Origin of the sequence: Citrobacter telavivensis (assembly GCA_009363175.1) — a bacterium.
In the GTDB taxonomy this organism is placed as follows: Bacteria; Pseudomonadota; Gammaproteobacteria; order Enterobacterales; family Enterobacteriaceae; genus Citrobacter_A; species Citrobacter_A telavivensis.
On record CP045205.1, the window covers coordinates 3,713,967 to 3,735,090 of the forward strand.

At 51.9% G+C, this 21,124-nt stretch carries 21 protein-coding genes; 17 read left to right on the forward strand and 4 right to left on the reverse strand.

Annotated elements, in window-relative coordinates:
- Positions 1–141 precede the first annotated feature (141 nt).
- The 3 genes from cbpA to GBC03_20215 all read left to right on the forward strand — a co-directional run bounded on the left by cbpA (position 142) and on the right by GBC03_20215 (position 2,725).
- The gene (cbpA, locus tag GBC03_20205) at positions 142–1,062 is read left to right on the forward strand and encodes a curved DNA-binding protein (protein ID QFS72360.1); all 921 of its coding nucleotides are present in this window, start codon (positions 142–144) and stop codon (positions 1,060–1,062) included.
- Positions 1,062–1,367: a chaperone modulator CbpM gene (gene cbpM, locus GBC03_20210; protein QFS72361.1), complete on the forward strand. Its 306-nt coding sequence runs from the start codon at positions 1,062–1,064 to the stop codon at positions 1,365–1,367. The genes cbpA and cbpM overlap by 1 nt, the downstream gene beginning before the upstream one ends.
- A gap of 278 nt (positions 1,368–1,645) precedes the next feature.
- Positions 1,646–2,725 carry a 4Fe-4S binding protein gene (locus tag GBC03_20215; GenBank protein ID QFS72362.1) on the forward strand — a complete coding sequence of 360 codons (1,080 nt, stop codon included), beginning with the start codon at positions 1,646–1,648 and terminating at the stop codon, positions 2,723–2,725.
- Between the two features lie 43 nt (positions 2,726–2,768).
- On the opposite strand, the gene GBC03_20220 is transcribed toward GBC03_20215, so the two are convergent.
- On the reverse strand, positions 2,769–3,884 hold the full coding sequence (locus GBC03_20220) for an AI-2E family transporter (GenBank protein QFS72363.1): 1,116 nt from the start codon (positions 3,882–3,884) through the stop codon (positions 2,769–2,771).
- Between the two features lie 212 nt (positions 3,885–4,096).
- Here GBC03_20220 and GBC03_20225 point away from each other — a divergent pair, with 212 nt between their 5' ends.
- The 7 genes from GBC03_20225 (at position 4,097) to pitA (ending at position 12,048) form a co-directional block, all read left to right on the forward strand.
- Entirely contained in the window at positions 4,097–5,254 is a 1,158-nt protein-coding gene (locus GBC03_20225; protein QFS72364.1) for an iron-containing alcohol dehydrogenase, read from the forward strand.
- Between the two features lie 17 nt (positions 5,255–5,271).
- The gene (locus tag GBC03_20230; GenBank protein QFS72365.1) at positions 5,272–6,282 is read left to right on the forward strand and encodes a hypothetical protein; all 1,011 of its coding nucleotides are present in this window, start codon (positions 5,272–5,274) and stop codon (positions 6,280–6,282) included.
- A 12-nt stretch (positions 6,283–6,294) separates the two neighbouring features.
- The gene (locus GBC03_20235; protein ID QFS72366.1) at positions 6,295–7,284 is read left to right on the forward strand and encodes a 2-dehydro-3-deoxygalactonokinase; all 990 of its coding nucleotides are present in this window, start codon (positions 6,295–6,297) and stop codon (positions 7,282–7,284) included.
- 35 nt (positions 7,285–7,319) lie between these two features.
- The gene (locus GBC03_20240) at positions 7,320–8,627 is read left to right on the forward strand and encodes an MFS transporter (GenBank protein QFS72367.1); all 1,308 of its coding nucleotides are present in this window, start codon (positions 7,320–7,322) and stop codon (positions 8,625–8,627) included.
- Between the two features lie 44 nt (positions 8,628–8,671).
- Positions 8,672–9,319, forward strand: coding sequence for a bifunctional 4-hydroxy-2-oxoglutarate aldolase/2-dehydro-3-deoxy-phosphogluconate aldolase (gene eda, locus GBC03_20245; protein QFS72368.1), 648 nt, complete (start codon positions 8,672–8,674; stop codon positions 9,317–9,319).
- A gap of 99 nt (positions 9,320–9,418) precedes the next feature.
- On the forward strand, positions 9,419–10,216 hold the full coding sequence (locus GBC03_20250; protein QFS72369.1) for a helix-turn-helix domain-containing protein: 798 nt from the start codon (positions 9,419–9,421) through the stop codon (positions 10,214–10,216).
- A 332-nt stretch (positions 10,217–10,548) separates the two neighbouring features.
- The gene (gene pitA / locus GBC03_20255; protein QFS72370.1) at positions 10,549–12,048 is read left to right on the forward strand and encodes an inorganic phosphate transporter PitA; all 1,500 of its coding nucleotides are present in this window, start codon (positions 10,549–10,551) and stop codon (positions 12,046–12,048) included.
- 81 nt (positions 12,049–12,129) lie between these two features.
- Here the strand turns inward: pitA and GBC03_20260 are convergent, their stop codons facing one another.
- Positions 12,130–12,864, reverse strand: a complete 735-nt coding sequence (locus GBC03_20260) for a thymidylate kinase (GenBank protein ID QFS72371.1) — start codon at positions 12,862–12,864, stop codon at positions 12,130–12,132.
- A gap of 172 nt (positions 12,865–13,036) precedes the next feature.
- Here GBC03_20260 and GBC03_20265 point away from each other — a divergent pair, with 172 nt between their 5' ends.
- The 7 genes from GBC03_20265 to lptG all read left to right on the forward strand — a co-directional run bounded on the left by GBC03_20265 (position 13,037) and on the right by lptG (position 19,608).
- Positions 13,037–13,780, forward strand: coding sequence for a hypothetical protein (locus tag GBC03_20265; GenBank protein ID QFS72372.1), 744 nt, complete (start codon positions 13,037–13,039; stop codon positions 13,778–13,780).
- 11 nt (positions 13,781–13,791) lie between these two features.
- Entirely contained in the window at positions 13,792–14,544 is a 753-nt protein-coding gene (locus tag GBC03_20270) for a hypothetical protein (GenBank protein ID QFS72373.1), read from the forward strand.
- A gap of 146 nt (positions 14,545–14,690) precedes the next feature.
- On the forward strand, positions 14,691–16,028 hold the full coding sequence (locus GBC03_20275; GenBank protein QFS72374.1) for an oligosaccharide flippase family protein: 1,338 nt from the start codon (positions 14,691–14,693) through the stop codon (positions 16,026–16,028).
- Positions 16,025–16,849: a hypothetical protein gene (locus tag GBC03_20280; protein QFS72375.1), complete on the forward strand. Its 825-nt coding sequence runs from the start codon at positions 16,025–16,027 to the stop codon at positions 16,847–16,849. The genes GBC03_20275 and GBC03_20280 overlap by 4 nt, the downstream gene beginning before the upstream one ends.
- A gap of 52 nt (positions 16,850–16,901) precedes the next feature.
- Complete coding sequence (locus GBC03_20285) at positions 16,902–17,462, forward strand: YtfJ family protein (protein ID QFS72376.1); 561 nt, start codon at positions 16,902–16,904, stop codon at positions 17,460–17,462.
- Positions 17,463–17,473: 11 nt separating this feature from the next.
- The gene (lptF, locus tag GBC03_20290) at positions 17,474–18,544 is read left to right on the forward strand and encodes an LPS export ABC transporter permease LptF (protein ID QFS72377.1); all 1,071 of its coding nucleotides are present in this window, start codon (positions 17,474–17,476) and stop codon (positions 18,542–18,544) included.
- Positions 18,541–19,608 (forward strand): LPS export ABC transporter permease LptG, encoded by a 1,068-nt coding sequence (lptG, locus tag GBC03_20295; protein QFS72378.1) that lies wholly within the window; start codon positions 18,541–18,543, stop codon positions 19,606–19,608. Before lptF ends, lptG begins: the two co-directional genes overlap by 4 nt.
- A 93-nt stretch (positions 19,609–19,701) precedes the next feature.
- Here the strand turns inward: lptG and GBC03_20300 are convergent, their stop codons facing one another.
- Positions 19,702–20,874 (reverse strand): aminotransferase class I/II-fold pyridoxal phosphate-dependent enzyme, encoded by a 1,173-nt coding sequence (locus GBC03_20300; protein QFS72379.1) that lies wholly within the window; start codon positions 20,872–20,874, stop codon positions 19,702–19,704.
- Positions 20,861–21,121: an acyl carrier protein gene (locus GBC03_20305; protein QFS72380.1), complete on the reverse strand. Its 261-nt coding sequence runs from the start codon at positions 21,119–21,121 to the stop codon at positions 20,861–20,863. The genes GBC03_20300 and GBC03_20305 overlap by 14 nt, the downstream gene beginning before the upstream one ends.
- Between the last annotated feature and the right edge of the window lie 3 nt (positions 21,122–21,124).

Consider the following 21,124-nt stretch of genomic DNA (forward strand, 5'->3'; position numbering starts at 1 on the left):
CGTGTTTTACGCAACCTCCGGGCTGTAAAGTTATGTTGTCTCGCGGGTTGGCATTCGCCCGCGACAGGATTACCCTACACTTACTGGTGACACCTTTTCAGGGCTTCCTTTAGCCTGTATTGATTAACCCGAGAGAACGCTATGGAATTAAAGGATTATTACGCCATCATGGGCGTGAAGCCGACGGACGATCTCAAGACTATCAAGACCGCTTACCGCCGACTGGCCCGCAAATATCATCCCGATGTCAGCAAAGAATCCGATGCCGAAGCCCGCTTTAAAGAGGTTGCCGAAGCCTGGGAAGTGCTGAGCGATGAACAGCGACGCGCCGAATACGATCGGCTCTGGCAACACCGCAATGACCCACAGTTCAATCGCCAGTTCCAGCAGGGCGAGGGCCAGAGCTACAACGCCGAAGACTTCGACGATATTTTCTCCTCTATTTTTGGTCAGCACGCGCGCCAGTCGCGCCAGCACCGTGCCAGCCGGGGACATGATATTGAAATTGAAGTTGCGGTTTTTCTTGAAGAAACGCTCGCGGAACACAGCCGAACCATCAGCTATAACCTGCCGGTCTACAATGCGTTTGGCATGATTGAACATGAAATCCCGAAAACCCTGAACGTGAAGATCCCGGCAGGCGTCGGCAATGGCCAACGCATTCGTCTGAAAGGCCAGGGTACGCCGGGTGAAAACGGCGGACCGAACGGTGATTTGTGGCTGGTTATCCACATCGCGCCGCATCCCCTGTTTGATATCGTTAATCAGGATCTGGAAATTGTGGTGCCGCTCGCCCCGTGGGAAGCCGCGCTGGGTGCGAAAATTGCCGTCCCCACACTGAAAGAGAGCATTCTGGTCACCATTCCCCCCGGCAGCCAGGCTGGACAACGGTTACGCATCAAAGGTAAGGGTCTGGTTAGCAAAAAACAGACCGGTGATTTGTATGTCGTGCTTAAGATTGTGATGCCGCCGAAACCGGATGAACGCGCAACGGCGCTGTGGCAACAACTGGCAGAAACACAGTCAGGATTTGATCCGCGCAAAGATTGGGGGAGAGCATAATGGCTAACGTCACCATCACCTTTACGGTTACCGAGTTTTGCCTGCATACCGGCGTGACGGAGGAAGACCTGAATGAGATAGTGGGTCTGGGCGTCATCGAACCTTATGCCGAAACGGCGGACAACTGGCAGTTTGACGATCATGCGGCCGCCGTGGTGCAGCGCGCCCTGCGACTACGTGAAGAACTGGCGCTCGATTGGCCGGGGATCGCCGTGGCGCTAACGCTACTGGAAGAGAACACCCGTTTACGCCAGGAAAATCGCCTGCTGCGACAACGACTCGCGCGGTTTAACCCTCATCCATAAATTCAGGGCAGCGAAAGCTGCCCTGGTAGTGATGACAAACCTCATCCCGATACCGGACAAGCAGAGATCACCTAATTAAAAACAAGGAAAATCAATTCATTGGTTTTCGGCTGATCATCACAAAGAAGGAAAAACCACGTTTTTTCCTTCTTTGTCAGCGGTCTGAGGGCAGCGAAAGCTGCCCATTTATCAGGCGATGATATAAATCAACGCTGGCTCAAAGGGATAGCCGTAGGATAGTGGTATTCAAAATGCCACTTTATGGAAGTCAGAAGGCAATGAGCGAAAAAAGCAGAAAGCGCTGGCAACGCCGCCCAGGAACAACGGGCGGCAAATTGCCGTGGAACGACTGGCGTAATGCCTCCACCTGGCGCAAAGCCACACAGTGGCTGCTGCTGGCGATCAATATTTACATTGGCGTGACGTTTTACTACTGGGTACGTTATTACGAAACCGGTGGGTCCAGTGTGTACGTTCCCCGACCTGGCGGCATTGAGGGTTGGTTACCCATTGCGGGTCTGATGAACCTGCGCTACACGCTGGAGACCGGCATTTTGCCCCCTGTTCACGCCGCCGCCATGCTCCTGCTGGTCGCGTTTATGCTGATCGGCCTGCTGCTCAAGAAATCGTTCTGCTCGTGGCTGTGCCCGGTGGGTACGCTGTCTGAACTTATCGCCGATGCAGGTAAGACATTATTTGGTCGCAACTTTTCGCTGCCTCGCTGGCTGGATATCCCCCTGCGCGGCCTGAAATATCTGCTGCTGGCCTTTTTTCTCTACATTTCGTTGTCGATGCCGGCACAGGGTATTCCGTATTTTATGATGTCGGCCTACGGCATTATTATCGATGTGAAGATGCTCGATTTCTTTCGTAACATCGGCACGATCACGCTGCTGAGCGTCGCTTTACTGGTGGTGATAAGCCTGTTCATTCGCAACGCGTGGTGTCGTTATCTGTGTCCCTATGGCGCCCTGCTCGGGCTACTTTCCCTGCTCTCACCATTCAAAATCCGCCGCAATGCGCAAAGCTGCATCGACTGCGGGAAATGTGCCAAAAACTGCCCGTCGCGCATCCCGGTGGATAAGCTGATTCAGGTGCGAACGGTTGAATGCACCGGCTGTATGACCTGCGTGGAATCCTGCCCGGTCGCCTCAACGCTGACATTTTCCCTGCACACACCAACGGGAAAGGCAGAAACGCGCCGGGGAACGCTGTCAGGTATGGCGATGACGCTGCTGGTACTCGGCATTATGTTTGCCCTCATTGCATTCGCGATGCTGATGGGCGTTTGGGACAGTCCGGTGCCGGAGCAGCTTTACTTCCGTCTGATACCTGAAGCAAGGATGATTGGACATTAACAGGAGCCGGATGGGGCATCTGCCGCCATCCGGTGGTTGACGATCACTCCGGTTTCTTGTCCTCGTGGATGCCATCCTCAATAAAATCTTTATCGAGCTCTTCGGCATTCCCCTCGTGATCGCGACCAGAGAGAATGTTCCAGCAGGCGATAAACAGCGCGGCAACGAGCGGACCAATAACAAACCCATTGATGCCGTAAATCTCCATTCCGCCCACCGTGGTGATCAGAATCAGGTAGTCCGGCATTTTGGTATCTTTGCCGACCAGAATGGGGCGCAGAATATTATCCACCAATCCCACCACCACCACGAAGAAGCCGACGATGAAAAAGCCCTGCCACAGTTGCTGCGTCGAAAAGAGATAGATAGCCGCTGGCACCCAGATAATCGCGGAACCCACGGCGGGGATCAGCGACAGGAACGCCATCAATGCTCCCCACAGAATACTGCCATCAATACCGACAATGTAAAACGCAATCCCGCCCAGCGTCCCCTGCACGATCGCCACCACAACGGTGCCTTTCACCGTCGCCCGTGAGACCGCGGCAAACTTTGCAAACAGGTGCTGCTTAACGAAATTCGACAACGGCAGCGAGTCGAGAATTTGCCGAACCAGATACGGCCCATCCTTGAGCAGGAAAAAGAGCAAGTAGAGCATGATGCCGAAACTGATCGCGAAACCGAAGGTGCCTTTGCCAATCAGGAAGGCGCTACCGGCCAGATATTGCCCGCCCTTTAATGCCACATCAGACAGTTTCTGCTGGATTTTGGCAGCGTTATCGAGACCGTGATCGGCAAGAAACGAACGCGCCCACTCCGGCATATGTGCAAACAAACTTGCTACCACCTCCGGGAACTGAGCGTCGTTGTGCTGCAACTTGTTGTAGACCACGTTCAGTTCAACGGCGAGCGAGGAGAGGATCAGCATTAACGGGATGAAAACAATCAGGCAGATGATACCCAGCGTCAACAGAGACGCGACCCCGTTACGCTCCCCCAATGCCGAACGCAGCTTATTTTTAACCGGGTAGAAGATAACCGTCAGAATTGCGGCCCATAAGATGGCGGAAAAGTACGGCGACAGCACATCGAAGAAAGCCCATGTCACCATAGCGAGAAGAAAAAGGAAAAAACCTTTATTCAGTCCGTTAAAACGCATTTGAGGATCCTGTAAACAAAGAAACTCAGTGGACTATAGGACTGATTGCGGATTTTACAAAGCCGACAGGAAGAAAACCGTCTGCCGATACTTCACATTCAAAGTGTGACAGTGCTCATTGTTTCACCAAAAGGAATTGCATTTAGCGCAGAAACAGATCAATCATAATCACATACACGAACATAGTCCGTATATACGAACAACATGGAGAAATGATGAGCGCATTCGATTACAGCAATCCGGTTAAGTTTTATTTCGGCGCGGGTAAATTCAATCAGTTAGGCGAGATAGCGTCGAAGCACGGGCGTAATGTGTTGCTGGTCGTGTCTGACAGCACCAAACACACGGGTCAACTCGAACGTGCGCAACAGGCGCTTTCTGACGCCGGTATTGCCTTTGCCATTTACGATCGCTTTATGCAGAATCCACTTTCGACACTGGTTGAGGAAGGCGCGGCACTGGCCAGAGACGAACGCTGCGATCTGGTTATCGGAATCGGTGGCGGCAGTGCAATGGACATGGCCAAAGGCATCGCCTTCTGCGCCTGTAATGAAGGCAGTATCTGGGATTATGTGTTTGGCAAAAAACAGGCACAGCGCGCGTTGCCGGTGATATTAATCCCCACCACTGCCGGTACCGGCAGTGAAGCGAACCGTACTGCCGTGTTCACCAATCCGCAAACGCATGACAAAAAGGGGCTGGTCAATCCACTCATTTACCCTGTCGCCGCCATTATCGATCCTGAGCTGATGCTCACCCTGCCCAAACGCGTTATCGCCGGACCGGGTGCAGACGTTCTCTTCCATGCCCTGGAATCCTATATCTCGCGCAACGCAAATCCATTCAGTGAGATGCTTTCCCTGCAGGCCATTCGTCTGCTGGCAAAAAACCTGCCGCGGGTTTACGAAGACGTGAGCTGTCTGGACGCCTGGGAAAAGGTAACGCTGGCCAGCACACTCGCGGGAATGGCGATCGACTGTGCGGGAACGACATTACCGCATGCACTGCAACATCCGATGGGCGGATTGCTGGATGTGGTGCATGCAGAAGGGATTGCCGCGGTCTATCCGGCCTTTCTTGAATACACCTGGTCCGCATCTCCAGAGAAGTTTGCCGCCATCGCGCAGGCAATGGGCGTTAACACGCAGGGAATGACCAGCGAGCAAGCGGCACAAAGCAGTGTCGCCGCAGTGACCGATTTCCTGAAAGGCATCAATATGCTCCCGACGCTGACCGAACTTGGCGTGAAGGAAGCGCATTTCGACTGGATCATTAATAACGTGCTAACCACGATGAATGTGGTTTTAAACAATAATCCACGCGTGCCTGATGCGACGATGCTTCGCGATCTTTTAACCCGCAGCCTTTAAACGACAAAGGAATAGTCATGTTTATTATTATTGACTCTGGCTCGTCGGCAACACGATTGTATCTTATGGATTCAGGCGACCTCCGTGTCATCGACAGGTCTGTTATCCAGGCCGGTGTAAATTCCACCATTGATAAGGGAAGTAATGAATTTCTGAAAACGGAGATGGCCTCCGGAATAAAAGCATTGCTCAGCAGGCACTCACTGTCGACTGAGGAGATTGAATTTATTATTGCCTCAGGAATGATTACCTCTAATCTGGGACTTCATGAAATACCGCACCGGGAAGCGCCGGCAGGTATTGAGCAACTGGCTAAACATGCCGTGCGTTTCGCTGGTCATACCCTTCTGCCGCTGAATATCCCGGTGATACTGATTCCCGGGATAAAAAATAAAACCACGGCACAGTGGGAGGATCTGAGGGGCATCGACCTCATGCGCGGGGAAGAAACCCAGGCCGCAGGCGTATTGTTAGCCTGGCAACCCACATTGCCCTGCACGCTGATTGAACTGGGCTCAACCACCAAACTCATCTCCATCAACGAAGAAGGAGAAATTGCCGGCAGCATTACCTCACTCAGCGGTCAAATTTATGCCGCCATTCTGAAACAGACATTCGTTGCCTCCAGCGTAGAGAATGCTGAAGACGCTGTTTTAGATGAAACGATTATTGATGCGGCGTACCGTTCCATTTCGCAAAGCGGTTTCCTGCGTACCGTATTAATGACGCGCTTCTTACAATTTTCCTTACCGACCACGGCGGCGCAGAGAAAATTATTTCTTGAAAGCGCGATGGCCTGCGACGATCTAAAACTGCTGTCAGATGCCCAACACCAGGGATTTAATCTTAACGGTGACGTCTATCTCATTGGGAATGCGTCACGCTGCACCTTATACCACTATATCTTTTCACATTATGCAGAACGTAATGCGCGCTTCCACATTATTTCCGATGCGGAAAGTATCGACATGCTGGCAATAACCGGAGCGAGCGCCATCGCCCGCGCGATACAAAATAACCCGCAATAAGGTGAAAACAACATGACAATTATTACCATTGATACCGGAACAACGAATACCCGCGTCTGCGCCTGGCAGGACGGAACATTACTCGCAGAAGCGGCGCGTGCCGCTGGCGTGCGTGACACTGCCATTACCGGCAGTACGGCCACATTGATGCAAGGTGTCAGCGACGCCGTACAGGACGTGAAACAGAAAGCTGGCATCCCTTGCGACGCAAAGGTTATTTACCTCTCAGCCGGAATGATTACCTCCAACGTGGGCTTATTTGAGATCCCCCATCTCGTCGCCCCTGCCGGATTAAAAGAACTGGCAGAAGGCATGACGCCCGCGCATCTGCCAGAGATTACCGATGAACCCATTTGGTTCGTTCCTGGCATACGAAATCACAAAGGTGCCGTCTCACTGGATAACGTCGAGCAGATGGACATGATGCGCGGCGAAGAAACGGAAGCAATTGGCGTACTCAGTAGCCTTGATATCCGTGGGCCTGCGCTGATCATTTTACCGGGATCGCATTCTAAATTTGTCAAAATTGATGCGCAAAACCGCATTGAAGGCTGCGTAACCACCCTGGGTGGCGAGCTTCTGGAAGTCATTACCCGACATACTATCCTCGCCAGCTCTTTACAGCATCAATTCGCGACCAGCATCGACAGCCCCTCGTTATTGCAAGGGGCCAGCCAGTGCCTGCAAACCGGACTTTCCCGCACCTGTTTCTCGGTTCGCGTGCTGGACATGTTTGCTTCCTTATCACTGAACCAGAAAGCGAACGTACTGCTTGGCGCCGTATTACAGGATGACCTTCAGGCAGTTAAAAATAGTCGGGCATTTGACTGTCCGCCGGATACGCACATCGTGGTATGCGGTAAAGAAGTTCTCAAACTCGCGTTCGCCACCTTAATTGATCATGACCCGTGGTTTAACGGAAAAATAACCGTCGCACCGGAAAATAAATCCTTGTCCGCAGAAGGATTACTGGCTTTGGCGAAACGAAAAAATATTATTTAACTCCTTTGTACCCTACAAAAATAAAGGTTTAATTTATGAACACGACCGTAAAAGAAAGTGCCGTAGTAAAAAAACGAGGCGGTAAAAGATGGTTTGTTGTTTTCCTCTTATTAATCGGCGGGATTATTAACTATCTGGATCGTGCGAGTTTATCCATTGCAGCGCCCGATATGATGAAAGAATTGAATCTGTCCAATACCGATATTGGACTTCTGGGGTCGGTATTCGCGCTGATTTACGCATTGTGCCAACTCCCTGCTGGTTTTCTGGTTGACCGCTTTGGTCCTAAAAAAGTCTATGGCTGGGCCGTCGCGTTGTGGAGCGGCGCCACCATGCTGACAGGGGCGTGCAGCAGTATGATGACCCTGATTTTCGCTCGCGGAATTTTAGGGATTACTGAAGCCCCCTGCTGGCCTGGTGCAGCCAAAATTACGGCCTCATGGTTCCCTAAAAAAGAGCGCGCGCTGGCGACGGGTTTCTGGGATGCCGCCTCAAAATGGGGGCCGGCCATTGCTCCGCCGATTCTGGTGGCTATCATCGTGCCGTTGGGCTGGCGTTCTTTATTTTATATTGCCGGTGCGATTGGTCTGGTCTTCGTGGTGTTCTTTATTTTTGCTTACCACCAGCCAGAAAAACATCCGAGTATCACCAAAGAGGAACTGGATTATATCAAGGAAGGCGGCGGTGGTACCGCGGAAAAACTGACCAGTGAGTCAGAGAAAATTAGCTGGGGCGGATTATTCAAATACCGTTGCATCTGGGGAATGATATTAGGCTGGTTTTGCTATGTATGGATGATGAATATTTTCACTACATTCCTGCCGCTCTATTTGATGAAAACTCAGAATATTCAGCTTAAAGAGTTAGGGATCTATGCCAGTATTCCTTATTTCGGCGGTATTGTCGGTGCCATTATGGGGGGATATATCTCCAAATGGTTAATCGATAAAAATATCTTTACCGACTCCCTCAAAGCAAAACGCGCCACGATCAGTATCTCAGCGTTACTCGCGGGTATTGCAGTCATTGCCGTACCGATGGTGGATGGTCTGTTTGCAACATTAACGCTGCTGGTGATTGCCATGGCGCTGCTTTCCGCGCTCTCAGCGACCGGTTGGGCTTTGCCTGGCGATGTTGCCCCGTCATCGATGGTGGCGTCAGTCGGCAGTATCCAGAACTTCGGCGGCTATTTTGCCGGATCGCTCTCCCCCCTTGCCACCGGCTTGATCGCCGATATCACCGGTTCTTATACCCTGGCTTTCGTCAGCGGCGGGATCATCGCGGCCTGTGCTGCACTTTGTTACTGGTTCATCGTAAAAGAGCCGGTAAAAGTAGAAGAATAATACCGTCAGGGGGAAATCTCCCTGACTTTTAACAGAGGTTATCAATGATTAAACATCGCGTTATTCACGCTATAGAACAGACCGGACTTATTGCCATCGTGCGCGGTATCGAGCCTGAATCTGTTTTGCCTTTGGCTGAAGCGTTATATGCAGGTGGCGTTGAGGTGATAGAGGTGACGTGCAATTCGACACGTTATCTGGAAAGTATCACCGCGCTAAAAACGAAAATGGGAGACAAGATGAAGGTGGGTGCGGGAACCGTTATCAATCCCGTCATGGCACAACTGGTTATCGATGCTGGTGCTGATTTCGTGTTGTCGCCTGATTTCAATCCCGACGTCGTCTCTATGGTTCATGAGAAGCAACGACTGATGATTCCGGCGGTGATGACGCCATCCGAAATCCTCCAGGCCTGTCGCCTGGGCGTGGATCTGTTGAAGCTTTTTCCGGCAAACAGCCTGGGCATCGATTATCTCAAAGAGATCCAGGGGCCGCTCGATAATCTCGCGCTGATCCCGGTTGGCGGCATCACGCTTGAAAATACGGCAAGCTTTGCGCAAGCAGGCGCGTTTGCTGTCGGCGTCGGGAGCGCGCTGACAAACAAACAGTGGGTAAAAGACGGCGAATGGGGAAAAATCACCCGCCAGGCGGAGGCATTTATCCGGGCGTTTCGTGATAACAAACACCGATAAATGACACCGGCACATCGCCCTGCACGTTTTTCCTTCATTGTGTTCATGAAGTCCGCCTGGCTATACTGCGGCTCATTAAAACTACAGTGAGGGAAGAACGTGTCTGAGAAGATTAACCGCTCTGTCGCACGGGCACTGGAAATCATGGAGCTGGTTGCGCAGAGCAAAGAAGATCTCACCATTTCAGAGATCAGCAAATTTCTGGCCATCCCGAAAAGTACCACTTTTGATATCTTGTATACCCTTCTTGAAAAAGGATATCTGGAGCAGACCAGCGAAAAGCAGAAAACGTTCAGGCTGGGCATGAAGCTGTTCCAGACCGGCGCTCACTATCTCGACAGAACGCCTTTTCGCGATGTCGCCCACGCCACGCTGGAAAATCTGGTTGAAAACGCAGGCGAAACGGCTTTCCTCGCGATTCTGAACAAAGATGAACTGGTGTATCTGGACAAGGTTGAAAGCCCCAATTCCGTCAGAACCTCGGCACGTATTGGTTCCAGTAATCCGCTTTACTGCACCGGTCTGGGTAAAGCCATTCTCGCCACCCTGCCCGATGATGAAGTGCGCGCGATAGTAAAACGAACCGGTGGCCTGCGTCCCGTCACCCCCTATACCATCACGGATGAAGCACAGTTTATGTCCATACTCGCCCAGGCAAGACAGCAGGGTTATGCGGTCGATGACAGGGAACATAACAGCGAAGTCTTTTGTCTCGCCGCGCCGGTGTACAACCTCCACGGGCATGTTAGCGCAGCGATTAGCGTGGCCAGTTTATTTTCCAAAGTGAAAGACGATCGGCAAAAAATTGAGGTACTGGGTAAAATGATCTCAGCCGCTGCCCTGGAACTTTCACACCGAATAGGGTATCGCGGTAAGTCTCTCTATATGAATGAATAACGTCACCGTCTGTTCGCCTGAAAGAAACGCTCAGGCGAACCAACTGACTATTCCTATCGCCAGAATAATAGCCGTTCTTTCTGCGCAATGAGCAACTTCGTCGCATTAATAAATAAAATCCCAGATATATATTCACAAAACAAATATTTCCAATAAATTTATCACTGTTGTTTTTGTTTTGAAGATAAATTGTACGACTACGATTCAATTCTCTCTGGTCACATAAAGCAATCTTGATATCGCATCCAAAAAAACGATATTTCACTTTGCCGAAATAATAAAGTCAATGATAATGCGCCCGTTCGTCTCCTCAAAATGGCGGGATATTCTCTATGCTACATTTATTTGCTGGTCTGGATTTATATACCAGCTTGATGCTTTTACTTGCGCTGGTCTTTGTCCTGTTTTACGAAGCGATTAACGGATTTCATGACACCGCCAATGCAGTTGCGACCGTCATCTATACCCGAGCCATGCAACCTCAACTGGCGGTGATAATGGCTGCAGCGTTCAACTTTTTTGGCGTTCTACTGGGTGGACTCAGCGTTGCGTATGCCATTGTGCATATGCTACCCACGGATTTACTGCTCAATATGGGTTCGTCGCATGGCCTCGCAATGATTTTCTCTATGTTACTGGCGGCGATTATCTGGAACCTGGGGACCTGGTATTTCGGTTTACCCGCCTCCAGTTCCCATACCCTGATCGGCGCAATTATTGGTATCGGGTTAACCAACGCGCTGATGACGGGAACCTCGGTAGTCGATGCGCTGAACATCCCGGCAGTGGTCAATATCTTTGCTTCGTTGATCGTTTCTCCCGTCGTCGGAATGGTGATTGCAGGCGCCCTTATCTTCCTGCTGCGCCGCTACTGGAGCGGTACCAAGAAACGCGATCGCATCCATCGCCTCCCTGAAGAACGGAAAAAAAAGGGCGGGAAAAAGAAGCCACCATTCTGGACGCGTATTTCGCTCATTTCCTCCGCAGCCGGCGTGGCCTTCTCTCACGGGGCGAACGATGGTCAGAAAGGGATCGGTCTGGTCATGCTGGTCCTGGTGGGGATTGCACCAGCCGGATTCGTGGTGAACATGAGCGCGACCGGATACGAAATCACCCGCACCCGCGACGCGGTCAGCAATCTTGAGGTTTACTTCCTGCAACATCCCGACGCGTTAAAACAGGTCGCCGACAAGACTCAACCGCCTGTCACACCGGCGGCAAATATCGCACCGGCGACGGAATTTCATTGCCACCCCGCAAACACGATGGATGCCATTCATCGCGTCAAAGCACTGTTGCCTGCCAACCTGGAGAGTTACGACACATTAAGCGTGCCGCAACGCAGTCAGCTACGACGCATCATGCTGTGCATCTCCGATACAACGGATAAAGTGGCGAACCTGCCGGATATCAGCCGTAGCGATGTGCATCTGCTGAAGAAACTGAAAACCGATATGCTGAGCACGATTGAGTATGCGCCGATCTGGATAATCATGTCAGTCGCGCTGGCGCTGGGCATGGGAACCATGGTTGGCTGGCGTCGCGTGGCAACCACGATTGGCGAAAAAATTGGTAAGAAAGGGATGACCTATGCCCAGGGGATGTCCGCGCAGATCACGGCGGCAATCTCAATCGGTCTTGCCAGCTATATTGGGATGCCGGTTTCTACGACGCACGTACTCTCTTCTGCCGTAGCGGGAACGATGATTGTCGACGGTGGAGGATTGCAGCGAAAAACCGTCACCAGCATCGCGATGGCCTGGGTATTTACGTTGCCTGCGGCAATTCTGTTGTCGGGATGTCTGTACTGGGCTTCCCTGCAATTTCTCTGAGCCAACTGACGGTTCAGGTGAAGCGATATGTGCGTAAAAATGCCCAGTCAGCCAGACTGGGCATACAGAAACAGAACGAATTTACTGAAGGGTGAGGCTAACGGCATCCGTATTATTGTTACGGTAATGATAGCCGCGGGCTGTCATAAACTCTGCTATCGCTTTTTCCGCATCCGCCAGTACATCATCCAGCGGTTGATTCGCATCGATGTCGACCAATTGTGCGCCGCCAAAGGTCAACTGTGGCGTTATTGCTATTTTTCTGGCCAGGGCTTCTCTGCGGTGATCGGGTTTACGCGCACAGGCAACATCGAGGTCTACATTCAGTTTTATCACTAAATCCGGCTTATGACTGGCCATCCAGCGGAACGCCGAGCGTTCTTGTTCAGCCAGCCAGGAAACGAAGCGACTTCCGTCAGCATTGGCAGGAAACACGGTGCCATCATAAGCTCCGGGAATTTGTATTTGAGGATAGCGATCGGCTAATACAATTAGCCCACGGCGTCGACACGCCAGCATATGACGAAAGCGCAATAACCGACGCACCACGAAGGACATAATCACTAATGCGGGTACAGGGCCTGGTAATTTTCTCGCAGTTTTAACTTTATTACGCTCAATAGTTTTACCTAATGATTTTCCCATTAACGGTAATTTAACCACGGCGCGCCCCACATTTCCGGCCTGTTTACCTAAATGCACTTTTTCTGCGGGACCATATTTCTGCAAACAGATCAGAAGATGTTCACAGACCGTTGTTTTCCCCGAACCATCGCTGCCAATAATGGCTATTAGCGGAGGTTTCATTGATATCATAAATATACCCTCAACATAAAATCCTTATCATGAATACTTTATTAACGCGATACCCTTTTGGATATAACTATTAATACTAAAACGACAATTAGACATTGTCACAACTTTGTTGAACAGATATTCTTGGGACACCACAGCGAATATACACCCCTTTATTTAAACTGGATCTTTCGTGAGTCAATATACTATTCCCACTATTAATCCCCCTTTCGTTCGGGTGATTGCCATAGTCGGCTGCGATGGTTCAGGTAAATCAACCCTGGCTGCCAGTCTGGCCCCTCTTCTGGCATCACAATTGCCGACAAAACAGCTTTATCTCGGGCAGTCTTCTGGTCGTATTGGTGAATGGATCGAACATTTGCCCGTCATCGGGGCGTCGGTGGGTCGTTACCTGCGAACAAAAGCGGCACGTGTGCACCAGCGCCCCTCGTCACCGCCAGGAAACATGACGGCGCTGGTAATCTTCCTGCTCTCCTGCTGGAGAGCGTATAAATTCCGCAACATGTTGATCCAGAGTCGGCAAGGCACATTATTTATCGTCGATCGTTACCCCCAGACGGAAGTCCCCGGGTTTCGTTTTGACGGGCCGCAGTTAGCCAACACAACGGACGGCAACTGGTGGGTGCGCCTTCTGAAAGCGCGCGAACTCCAGTTGTACCAGTGGATGGCCTCCTGGCGCCCCCTGCTGCTGATCAGGCTGGATATTGATGAAGAAACCGCATTCTCGCGCAAGCCTGACCATCCACTGTCCATTCTTCACGAGAAGATCATGGTCACGCCGCATCTGACGTTCAATGGGGCGACAATCCTCGAACTGAATGGTCGGGAACCGGCGGATAAAATTCTTATTGCATCATTACGTTCAATTCAAGCCTCTCTTCGCGATCACCGGATCGGATTTGCGAGTCCTTTTTAAGACGGAACGACATGGAAACAGAGAACTCAAGCCCCCTGAATGCGCCGTTGCCGGAATACATTCAAGGACTTATTGCCGTTGTCGGCTGCGATGGTACCGGCAAATCCACGCTGACGGCCGATCTGGTTAAAAACCTGCAACAAAAGTGGGTGACCGAGCGCCACTATTTAGGGCTTGTCTCCGGAGAGGATGGCAACAAAATCAAGCGTCTGCCGCTGATCGGCACATGGCTTGAGCGGCGACTGGCGGCGAAATCATCAAAAACGCAAAGCATGAGTACCCGAGCCCCCGCACTCTGGGCGACGTTAATTATGTACGGATTCTCTGTGCGCCGAATGGCTAACTTACGCAAAGCGCAGCGGCTGGCGCAAAGCGGCGTTCTGGTGATCAGCGATCGCTACCCTCAGGCCGAAATTTCCGGATTCCATTATGACGGACCGGGTATTGGCATCGAGCGCGCGACGGGCTGGGTGAAAACCCGCATGGCAAAGCGCGAATCCCGCCTGTATCAGGAAATGGCGTTATGCCGTCCTGAACTCATTATTCGTCTTGGTATCGATATTGATACCGCATTTTCCCGTAAGCCTGACCATGACTACAACGAGCTGCGCGACAAAATCGACGTCATGGTGAAGCTCACCTACAACGGCTCAAGAATTCTCGATCTGGATTCCCGAGCGCCCTACCGCGAAGTGTTGGAAAAGGCGCTGGCTGCCGCATCCGTTGCGGCACGGAATTCCCGGCGTAGAAGCGTGATGTCGTGACGCATCAGCCCTCAACGGAGTCGGGGCGCACAGAGCGAAAGACTGTCTGAACTCAGGCGCGGTGCCATTCGCCAGACTGAGATTTTATACTGGGCGGGTTTGCTCCCGCTGAGTGATGATTAACCTGGCCTGACGGGTTTTCTCCTATGAAAAAGTGGTTTGCTGATGGCGCATTTCGCACCATCATTCGTAATAGTGCCTATTTAGGCTCCAGCAACGTGGTGAGTGCCCTGCTGGGTTTACTGGCGCTCTCCTGCGCCGGTAAAGGCGTGACGCCAGCGATGTTTGGCGTGCTGGTCATCATTCAGTCGTATACCAAAGCCATTAGCGATTTTGCCAAATTCCAGACATGGCAACTGGTCGTTCAGTACGGTACACCCGCGCTGGAAAGCAATAACCTGCAGCAGTTTCGCGATGTGATCTCTTTTTCTTTTAGTCTGGACATCGCCAGCGGCGCGGTGGCTATCCTCTGCGGAATGGGGTTACTGCCGTTTCTTTCGCACTCGTTAGGCCTCGACGCCGACAGCTTCTGGCTGGCAATGCTGTACTGCACGCTAATCCCTTCCATGGCCTCATCGACCCCAACGGGGATTTTACGGGCGGTAAACCGCTTTGACTTGATTGCCATCCAGCAGGCGACCAAACCCTTCCTGCGCGCACTTGGCAGCGTTATCGCCTATTTCGGTGACTTTGGGTTTGCCGGTTTCGTGATCGCCTGGTACGCCTCCAGCCTGATTGGTGGCACGATGTACTGGTGGTTTGCCGCGCGCGAACTGCGTAGCCGGAATATTCACGGTGCGCTACGCCCACGGCTGTTCGAATCGGCGCGCCGCCTCCAGGGCGCATGGAGTTTTGTCTGGTCAACCAATATTGCCCACACTATCTGGTCTGCGCGAAATTCATGCAGCACGGTGTTGGTAGGTGTCGTTCTTGGCCCCGCCGCCGCCGGACTGTTCAAAATTGCGATGACCTTTTTCGATGCCACTGGCACGCCGGCGCAACTGCTTGCCAAGAGCTTTTATCCCGAAGTGATGCGTTTAGATCCGCGCAGCAAAAAGCCGTGGCAACTGGGAATGAAATCGGCGCTGTTAGCCGGTGGTATCGGCATCGCCGTGGCGCTTGTTGTGGTGATTGTCGGTAAGCCGCTCATTTCGCTGGTTTTTGGCGTCAAATACCTGCAGGCGTACGACCTCATCCAGATTATGCTTGGCGCGATTATTGTGTCGATGCTGGGGTTTCCCCAGGAATCACTGCTGCTGATGTCCGGCAAACAACGGGCTTTTCTGACCGCGCAGACCATCGCTTCCATCGCCTACATTGTCCTGCTGCCAGGGCTGTCGCATCTCTTTGGCGTGGTCGGCGCGGCGTTTGCCTACTTCGCCGGACAATGCCTGGATGTACTGCTTTCCCTGATCCCGACGATACACGCTTATCACCATCGCCGTAGGTTGCCCTTTACCGCAGCCAAAGAGACTCACTCATGACGCACGAAAAATTCTCGCCTGACGTTCTCCAGCGCCTGTTTGTCGCGGTGGAAGAAGATGACATCGTCGATCGCCATGCCGTACTGCCGGATCGTGTGCAGATTGACTGCACCGACGTCAACATCCGCCGCTGTTATGATCTGTGCCTGCAGTTTTGGGAGGACGGTTTTACCCGCAAGGACTTACTACGGTTGGTACTGAAGCAATTACGAGGCTGCGAGCTGTCAGAAAAGGAACGGATGCAATACAAACACATTCGCGCGCGTTATAAACATTTACGTTTTGCTCAGCGACTCTATCGCAAAAACCACCAGGCAGGCCGTTTATTCAGCAAAACCACCGTTTTTCTCGGCCATTTCCAGGACGGATTTCGTAATGGGAATAAAACGATTACTGCCACTTATGGAAGGCTGTTGCGTATTTACCTGAGTTTCCCCGTCTGGCGAGTCGTCCAGTATTCCCTGCGTCACAGTCAGTCAGAAACGACAAGCGGATTTATGGTCTATTGTCAGGCGCAAATGCGCACGCTGCGAGAATTAATTACCAGACCGCAACTGACAGGAAGTGAATTTCATGCCATGCGGAAAATCATTAGTCAGCAGGTTTCGTATTACGACACGTTACGTTCCCTCGATCCGGACAATCACGATGCCCGCGCAGTCTCCCGCTTTCTGGCCGCGATTAATGGTCTGATGGGAGACCGACATGATGAGATGGTGACCGATGCAATGGAAATGAGAAAACCGTACGACGCGCCGAGCGCACTGGATAGCGCTATTCGCGAACGTATAGAACAATTGCTCACTCATTATCCTCTGTAGGTCGAGCTGTACATGATTGCCCTTCCCGACTCAGCGAAATAAAGGATCTGCGATGCTGCTACGTCGATTACTGATTGCTTCACTCCTGCTCTCGCCATGGCTGGCGTCCGCGCATAACTTTGTCGAAGGCCAACCGGTCAAGCCGATCGTCATTACGGATCGCGGCGAATTGCAGTTGGATAATCATGATGCGTTTAGCTACCGAAACTGGAACAGCAGCGAACTGGCGGGAAAGGTGCGCATTGTTCAGTACATCGCCGGGCGAAAATCCGCAAAAAAGAAAAACTCAATGCTGATTAAGGCCGTAAAGGCAGCCAATTTTCCCCAGGACCGCTTTCAACCCACCACCATCGTGAATACCGACGATGTGATCTTTGGCTCCGGTTTCTTCGTCCTCGGAAAAATAGAAAAAAACAAACGCCGCTACCCATGGGCACAATTTATCATCGACAGCAGCGGACTGGGCCGCAGAACCTGGCAACTCAATGAGATGAGTTCAACCATTCTGGTGCTGGACAAAGAGGGCCGCGTCCTGTGGGCAAAAGATGGCGATCTGACGCCAAAAGAGGTGCATCAGGTTATCGCGATGGTACATAAGATGGTTGATGAATAGCCGGGCCCGCGATGAAATTAATTGAACGCTACATCATGACCAGTATTCAACGACTGGTAGCGACCCTCGTGGGTTTTCTGATCTTTATTTTCGCCAGCTATTGCGCGCAGCGCTACCTGACCGACGCGGCAAACGGCACATTAGCCCTGGACGTCGTGTTGAACGTTGTCTTCTACAAGGTACTGATTGCGCTGGAGATGCTGCTCCCCGTCGGCCTGTATGTTTCCGTCGGCGTCACCCTCGGGCAGATGTATACCGATTCGGAAATCACAGCGATATCCGCCTCCGGCGCTACGCCTTCGTGCCTTTATCGCGCCGTCATATTCCTCGCCATTCCATTAAGCATTCTGGTGATGCTGCTGTCACTGTACGGCAGACCCTGGGCTTACGCGCAAATTTATCAGCTAGAACAACAGTCGCAGTCTGAGCTGGATGTCCGTCATCTGCAGGCAAGAAAGTTTAATATCAACAACAATGGGCGGATGATCCTCGCCCGGCAGATTGATCCCGACGCGGCTCATCTCAGCGATACGTTGATTTATACCTCCTCTGACAACAGGACCAGTATCTTCAGGGCCAGCAGTGTTGACGTTGTCGACCCATCGCCGTCGACCCCCACGGTGATGTTGCACACCGGTACCGCCTATGTTTTGGCGCATCAGGGGCGGGATGATAACGAGCAGGTTTTTCGCAATCTCAAACTGAACCTGAAACCGTTCGACCAGAGTGACGAGGTCAAACGCAAGGCGAAATCCGTCGCTACGCTCTCCCGCTCCTCTGCACCTGCTGATGCTGCGGAACTGCAATGGCGGGAAAGTCGTGGAGTCAGCGCATTGCTAATGGCGCTACTCGCTGTTCCATTAAGCCGCGTCAGGCCACGCCAGGGACGGTTTTCCACGCTGCTCCCACTCACGCTCTTATTCGTCATCATTTTTTATGGCGGCAACATTTGCCGCACGCTGGTTGCCAACGGCGCGTTGCCCGTGACTCCGGGCCTGTGGTTGGTTCCCCTGCTCATGCTGGCTGGCCTGTTTCTGCTGCTGATCCGCGACGGCACTCTGCTGTGGAAAATTCGTCGATGAACATCTTCAGCCGCTATTTAATACGTAATCTCTTTTTGGGATTTGCGGCTGCCGCAGGGTTATTGCTTCCCCTGTTTACCACCTTCAATCTGATCAACGAACTCGATGATGTGAATCCTGGCGGATATCGCTGGACGCAGGCCGTGATGGTTGTGTTGATGACATTGCCCAGAACTTTCATCGATCTTGGCCCGTTTATCGCGCTGATCGGCGGCATCGTCGGGCTGGGACAGTTGTCGAAAAGCGGGGAGTTAACCGCAATACGCACCACGGGATATTCAATTTTCAGAATAGCCATGGTGACGCTTTGCGCGGGACTGATGCTAACCGTTGCCCTTGGTGTCATTGATGAATGGGTTGCCTCGCCAATGCAACAGCGGGCATTGCAGATAAAGACGCGCTTTACCCGTCACGATATGGCGGGAAACATTCTGTGGGCCCGGCGCGGCAATGAGTTTGTAACGGTGAAGTCGCTGAACGAACAGCGCCAGCCAGTAGGCATTGAGCTGTTTTACTATCGGGCGGACCATTCTCTACAACGGTATATTTATGCGAAAACGGCGACCATTTCAGACAACGGAACCTGGCAGCTTGAGGATGTAAATCAAAAAGAGTGGGCCAACGGTAAGGAGACAACAGAGACGAAAGAGAGCGTAGCGTGGCCATCTCTCTTTGCCGGTATGAGCCTACAGGAACTCACCCTGCCCAGCAGTAGCTTTTCAGTTAAGCAACTCGGTCATTATATTTCCTACCTGAAGAGCACGGGCCAACCCAGCCTCGAATTTACGCTGGCGTTGTGGCAAAAAGTAGGGCATCCGCTTTTGATTCTGGCGATGATTTTACTGGCAATCCCTTTCACTTTTAGCGCCCCCCGCGCCCCCGGACTGGGGAGTCGCTTAGCCGTCGGCGTGGTCGTTGGACTGCTGACTTACGTCTGCGATCAGATCATCGTCAACCTGGGGTTGCTGTATTCCCTTAATGTGCAGATGACAACGCTGGCTCCGCCGGCATTGCTTCTGGCGATGGCGTTAATCCTTGTTTTTCGATTCGATCGCCAGCCCTGATATCACAACATTTATCAAGTTGCGCGATGGACCGAAGATTCAGAAACCACAGCAGGTATTCTCAGGAAGAATATCCGCTGCGGGGAGAGAATATTATTTTTTCAGCTGTGCAAATACCTGAATAATCGTGTCAATCTGCTCGTAGGTATGTGCCGCATTAACGCTGCAGCGTAGCATCGCGATCCCGGCGGGTGCTGCCGGTGGCAAAATGAGATTCACATAAACGCCTGCGGCAATCAGTTCGCGCCAGGTACGCAGCCCCTCTTCTTTCGTACCGATAATAACCGGAACCACGGGGCTGATGTGTGAACTCAGCTCATAACCCAGTTTCTCAAGCCCTTCATACAATCGCACTGCGTTATCCCACAGCTTTTGGCGCAACTCCGGTTGCGCGGCGATCGTTTTTAACGCAGAACGAACGGTTGCAATGCTCGACGGCGAAGGCGATGCGGTGAAAATATAAGGGCGACTGGCGTAACGCAGAACGTCCATACCCCGATCGCCTACGGCAAAACCACCAATGGAAGCCAGGCTCTTACTGAAGGTTCCCACAATAATGTCGACATCCTGCTCTACCCCCGTCGCTTCCGCCAGTCCTCGCCCCGTCGCCCCCATCACGCCAAAGGAGTGCGCTTCATCGACAATCAAAAAACCACCCAGCCGTTTTTTGATGTCGACAATGTCGACCAGTGGCGCGATGTCGCCCAGCATACTGTAAATGCCTTCGACAATGATGATAGCGTCTTTGGCGCGCTCACCGAGGCGTACCATACGTCGTTCCAGATCTTTCGCATCATTGTGGCGAAAACGGATAATTTCTGCGCCGCCTAACGCACAGGCATCATAAATACTGGCGTGGCTGTCCGCATCCAGCAGTACCACCGCATTATGATTGGCAAGCGTGCTGATTATCCCTAAATTAGCGGTATAGCCCGTGGAGAAGACGATGGCCGACGACCGGCCAAAAAACGCAGCAATCTCCTGTTCTAACGCTAAATGCGGTCCATAACTGCCGTTTGCCATCCGTGAACCGGTCGTACCCGTCCCCTGGTTCGCTAATGCCGCCTGCCCCTCAGCAATCGCCTGGGCATTAAAGGTTAGTCCCAGGTAGTTATTGGTACCCGCCAGAATAATCTTTTGGTTGCCAATCCGCCCTTCGGTTGCGGAATACACTTCATCTATACAGGTGCCAAATGGGTTAATCCCCGTCATTCGAAATTGTTCCCGCTCGCTGGCAAGGCGTGCGAATTTATCATAAAGACTCATTGATACTCTCCAGATAAGGGATTAACGCTTCCATTAATTGCGCAGGCGTTCTGACATCCAGCAAGATATTAATGGGGATAGAAATATCGAATTTATCTTCCAGCAACATTAATAAATCCATGACCTTAATTGATTCCAGCCCAAGATCATTAACCAGATCGCTGTCCGGTTGGATATCCACACCGCTTTCGACCATACCCTGCAAACAGTAAAGGGTGTAATCCATTACTTCTTCATGATTTAACATAGA

Bases quoted from the DNA above. Each gene is read 5' to 3' on its own strand.
- cbpM (QFS72361.1), top strand. From the start codon at position 1,062: ATGGCTAACGTCACCATCACCTTTACGGTTACCGAGTTTTGCCTGCAT.
- GBC03_20235 (QFS72366.1), top strand. From the start codon at position 6,295: ATGACAATTATTACCATTGATACCGGAACAACGAATACCCGCGTCTGC.
- pitA (QFS72370.1), top strand. From the start codon at position 10,549: ATGCTACATTTATTTGCTGGTCTGGATTTATATACCAGCTTGATGCTT.
- GBC03_20270 (QFS72373.1), top strand. From the start codon at position 13,792: ATGGAAACAGAGAACTCAAGCCCCCTGAATGCGCCGTTGCCGGAATAC.
- GBC03_20240 (QFS72367.1), top strand. From the start codon at position 7,320: ATGAACACGACCGTAAAAGAAAGTGCCGTAGTAAAAAAACGAGGCGGT.
- lptF (QFS72377.1), top strand. From the start codon at position 17,474: ATGAAATTAATTGAACGCTACATCATGACCAGTATTCAACGACTGGTA.
- GBC03_20275 (QFS72374.1), top strand. From the start codon at position 14,691: ATGAAAAAGTGGTTTGCTGATGGCGCATTTCGCACCATCATTCGTAAT.
- GBC03_20215 (QFS72362.1), top strand. From the start codon at position 1,646: ATGAGCGAAAAAAGCAGAAAGCGCTGGCAACGCCGCCCAGGAACAACG.
- GBC03_20225 (QFS72364.1), top strand. From the start codon at position 4,097: ATGATGAGCGCATTCGATTACAGCAATCCGGTTAAGTTTTATTTCGGC.
- GBC03_20300 (QFS72379.1), bottom strand. From the start codon at position 20,874: ATGAGTCTTTATGATAAATTCGCACGCCTTGCCAGCGAGCGGGAACAA.
- GBC03_20280 (QFS72375.1), top strand. From the start codon at position 16,025: ATGACGCACGAAAAATTCTCGCCTGACGTTCTCCAGCGCCTGTTTGTC.
- GBC03_20305 (QFS72380.1), bottom strand. From the start codon at position 21,121: ATGTTAAATCATGAAGAAGTAATGGATTACACCCTTTACTGTTTGCAG.
- lptG (QFS72378.1), top strand. From the start codon at position 18,541: ATGAACATCTTCAGCCGCTATTTAATACGTAATCTCTTTTTGGGATTT.
- GBC03_20220 (QFS72363.1), bottom strand. From the start codon at position 3,884: ATGCGTTTTAACGGACTGAATAAAGGTTTTTTCCTTTTTCTTCTCGCT.
- cbpA (QFS72360.1), top strand. From the start codon at position 142: ATGGAATTAAAGGATTATTACGCCATCATGGGCGTGAAGCCGACGGAC.
- GBC03_20285 (QFS72376.1), top strand. From the start codon at position 16,902: ATGCTGCTACGTCGATTACTGATTGCTTCACTCCTGCTCTCGCCATGG.
- eda (QFS72368.1), top strand. From the start codon at position 8,672: ATGATTAAACATCGCGTTATTCACGCTATAGAACAGACCGGACTTATT.
- GBC03_20230 (QFS72365.1), top strand. From the start codon at position 5,272: ATGTTTATTATTATTGACTCTGGCTCGTCGGCAACACGATTGTATCTT.
- GBC03_20260 (QFS72371.1), bottom strand. From the start codon at position 12,864: ATGATATCAATGAAACCTCCGCTAATAGCCATTATTGGCAGCGATGGT.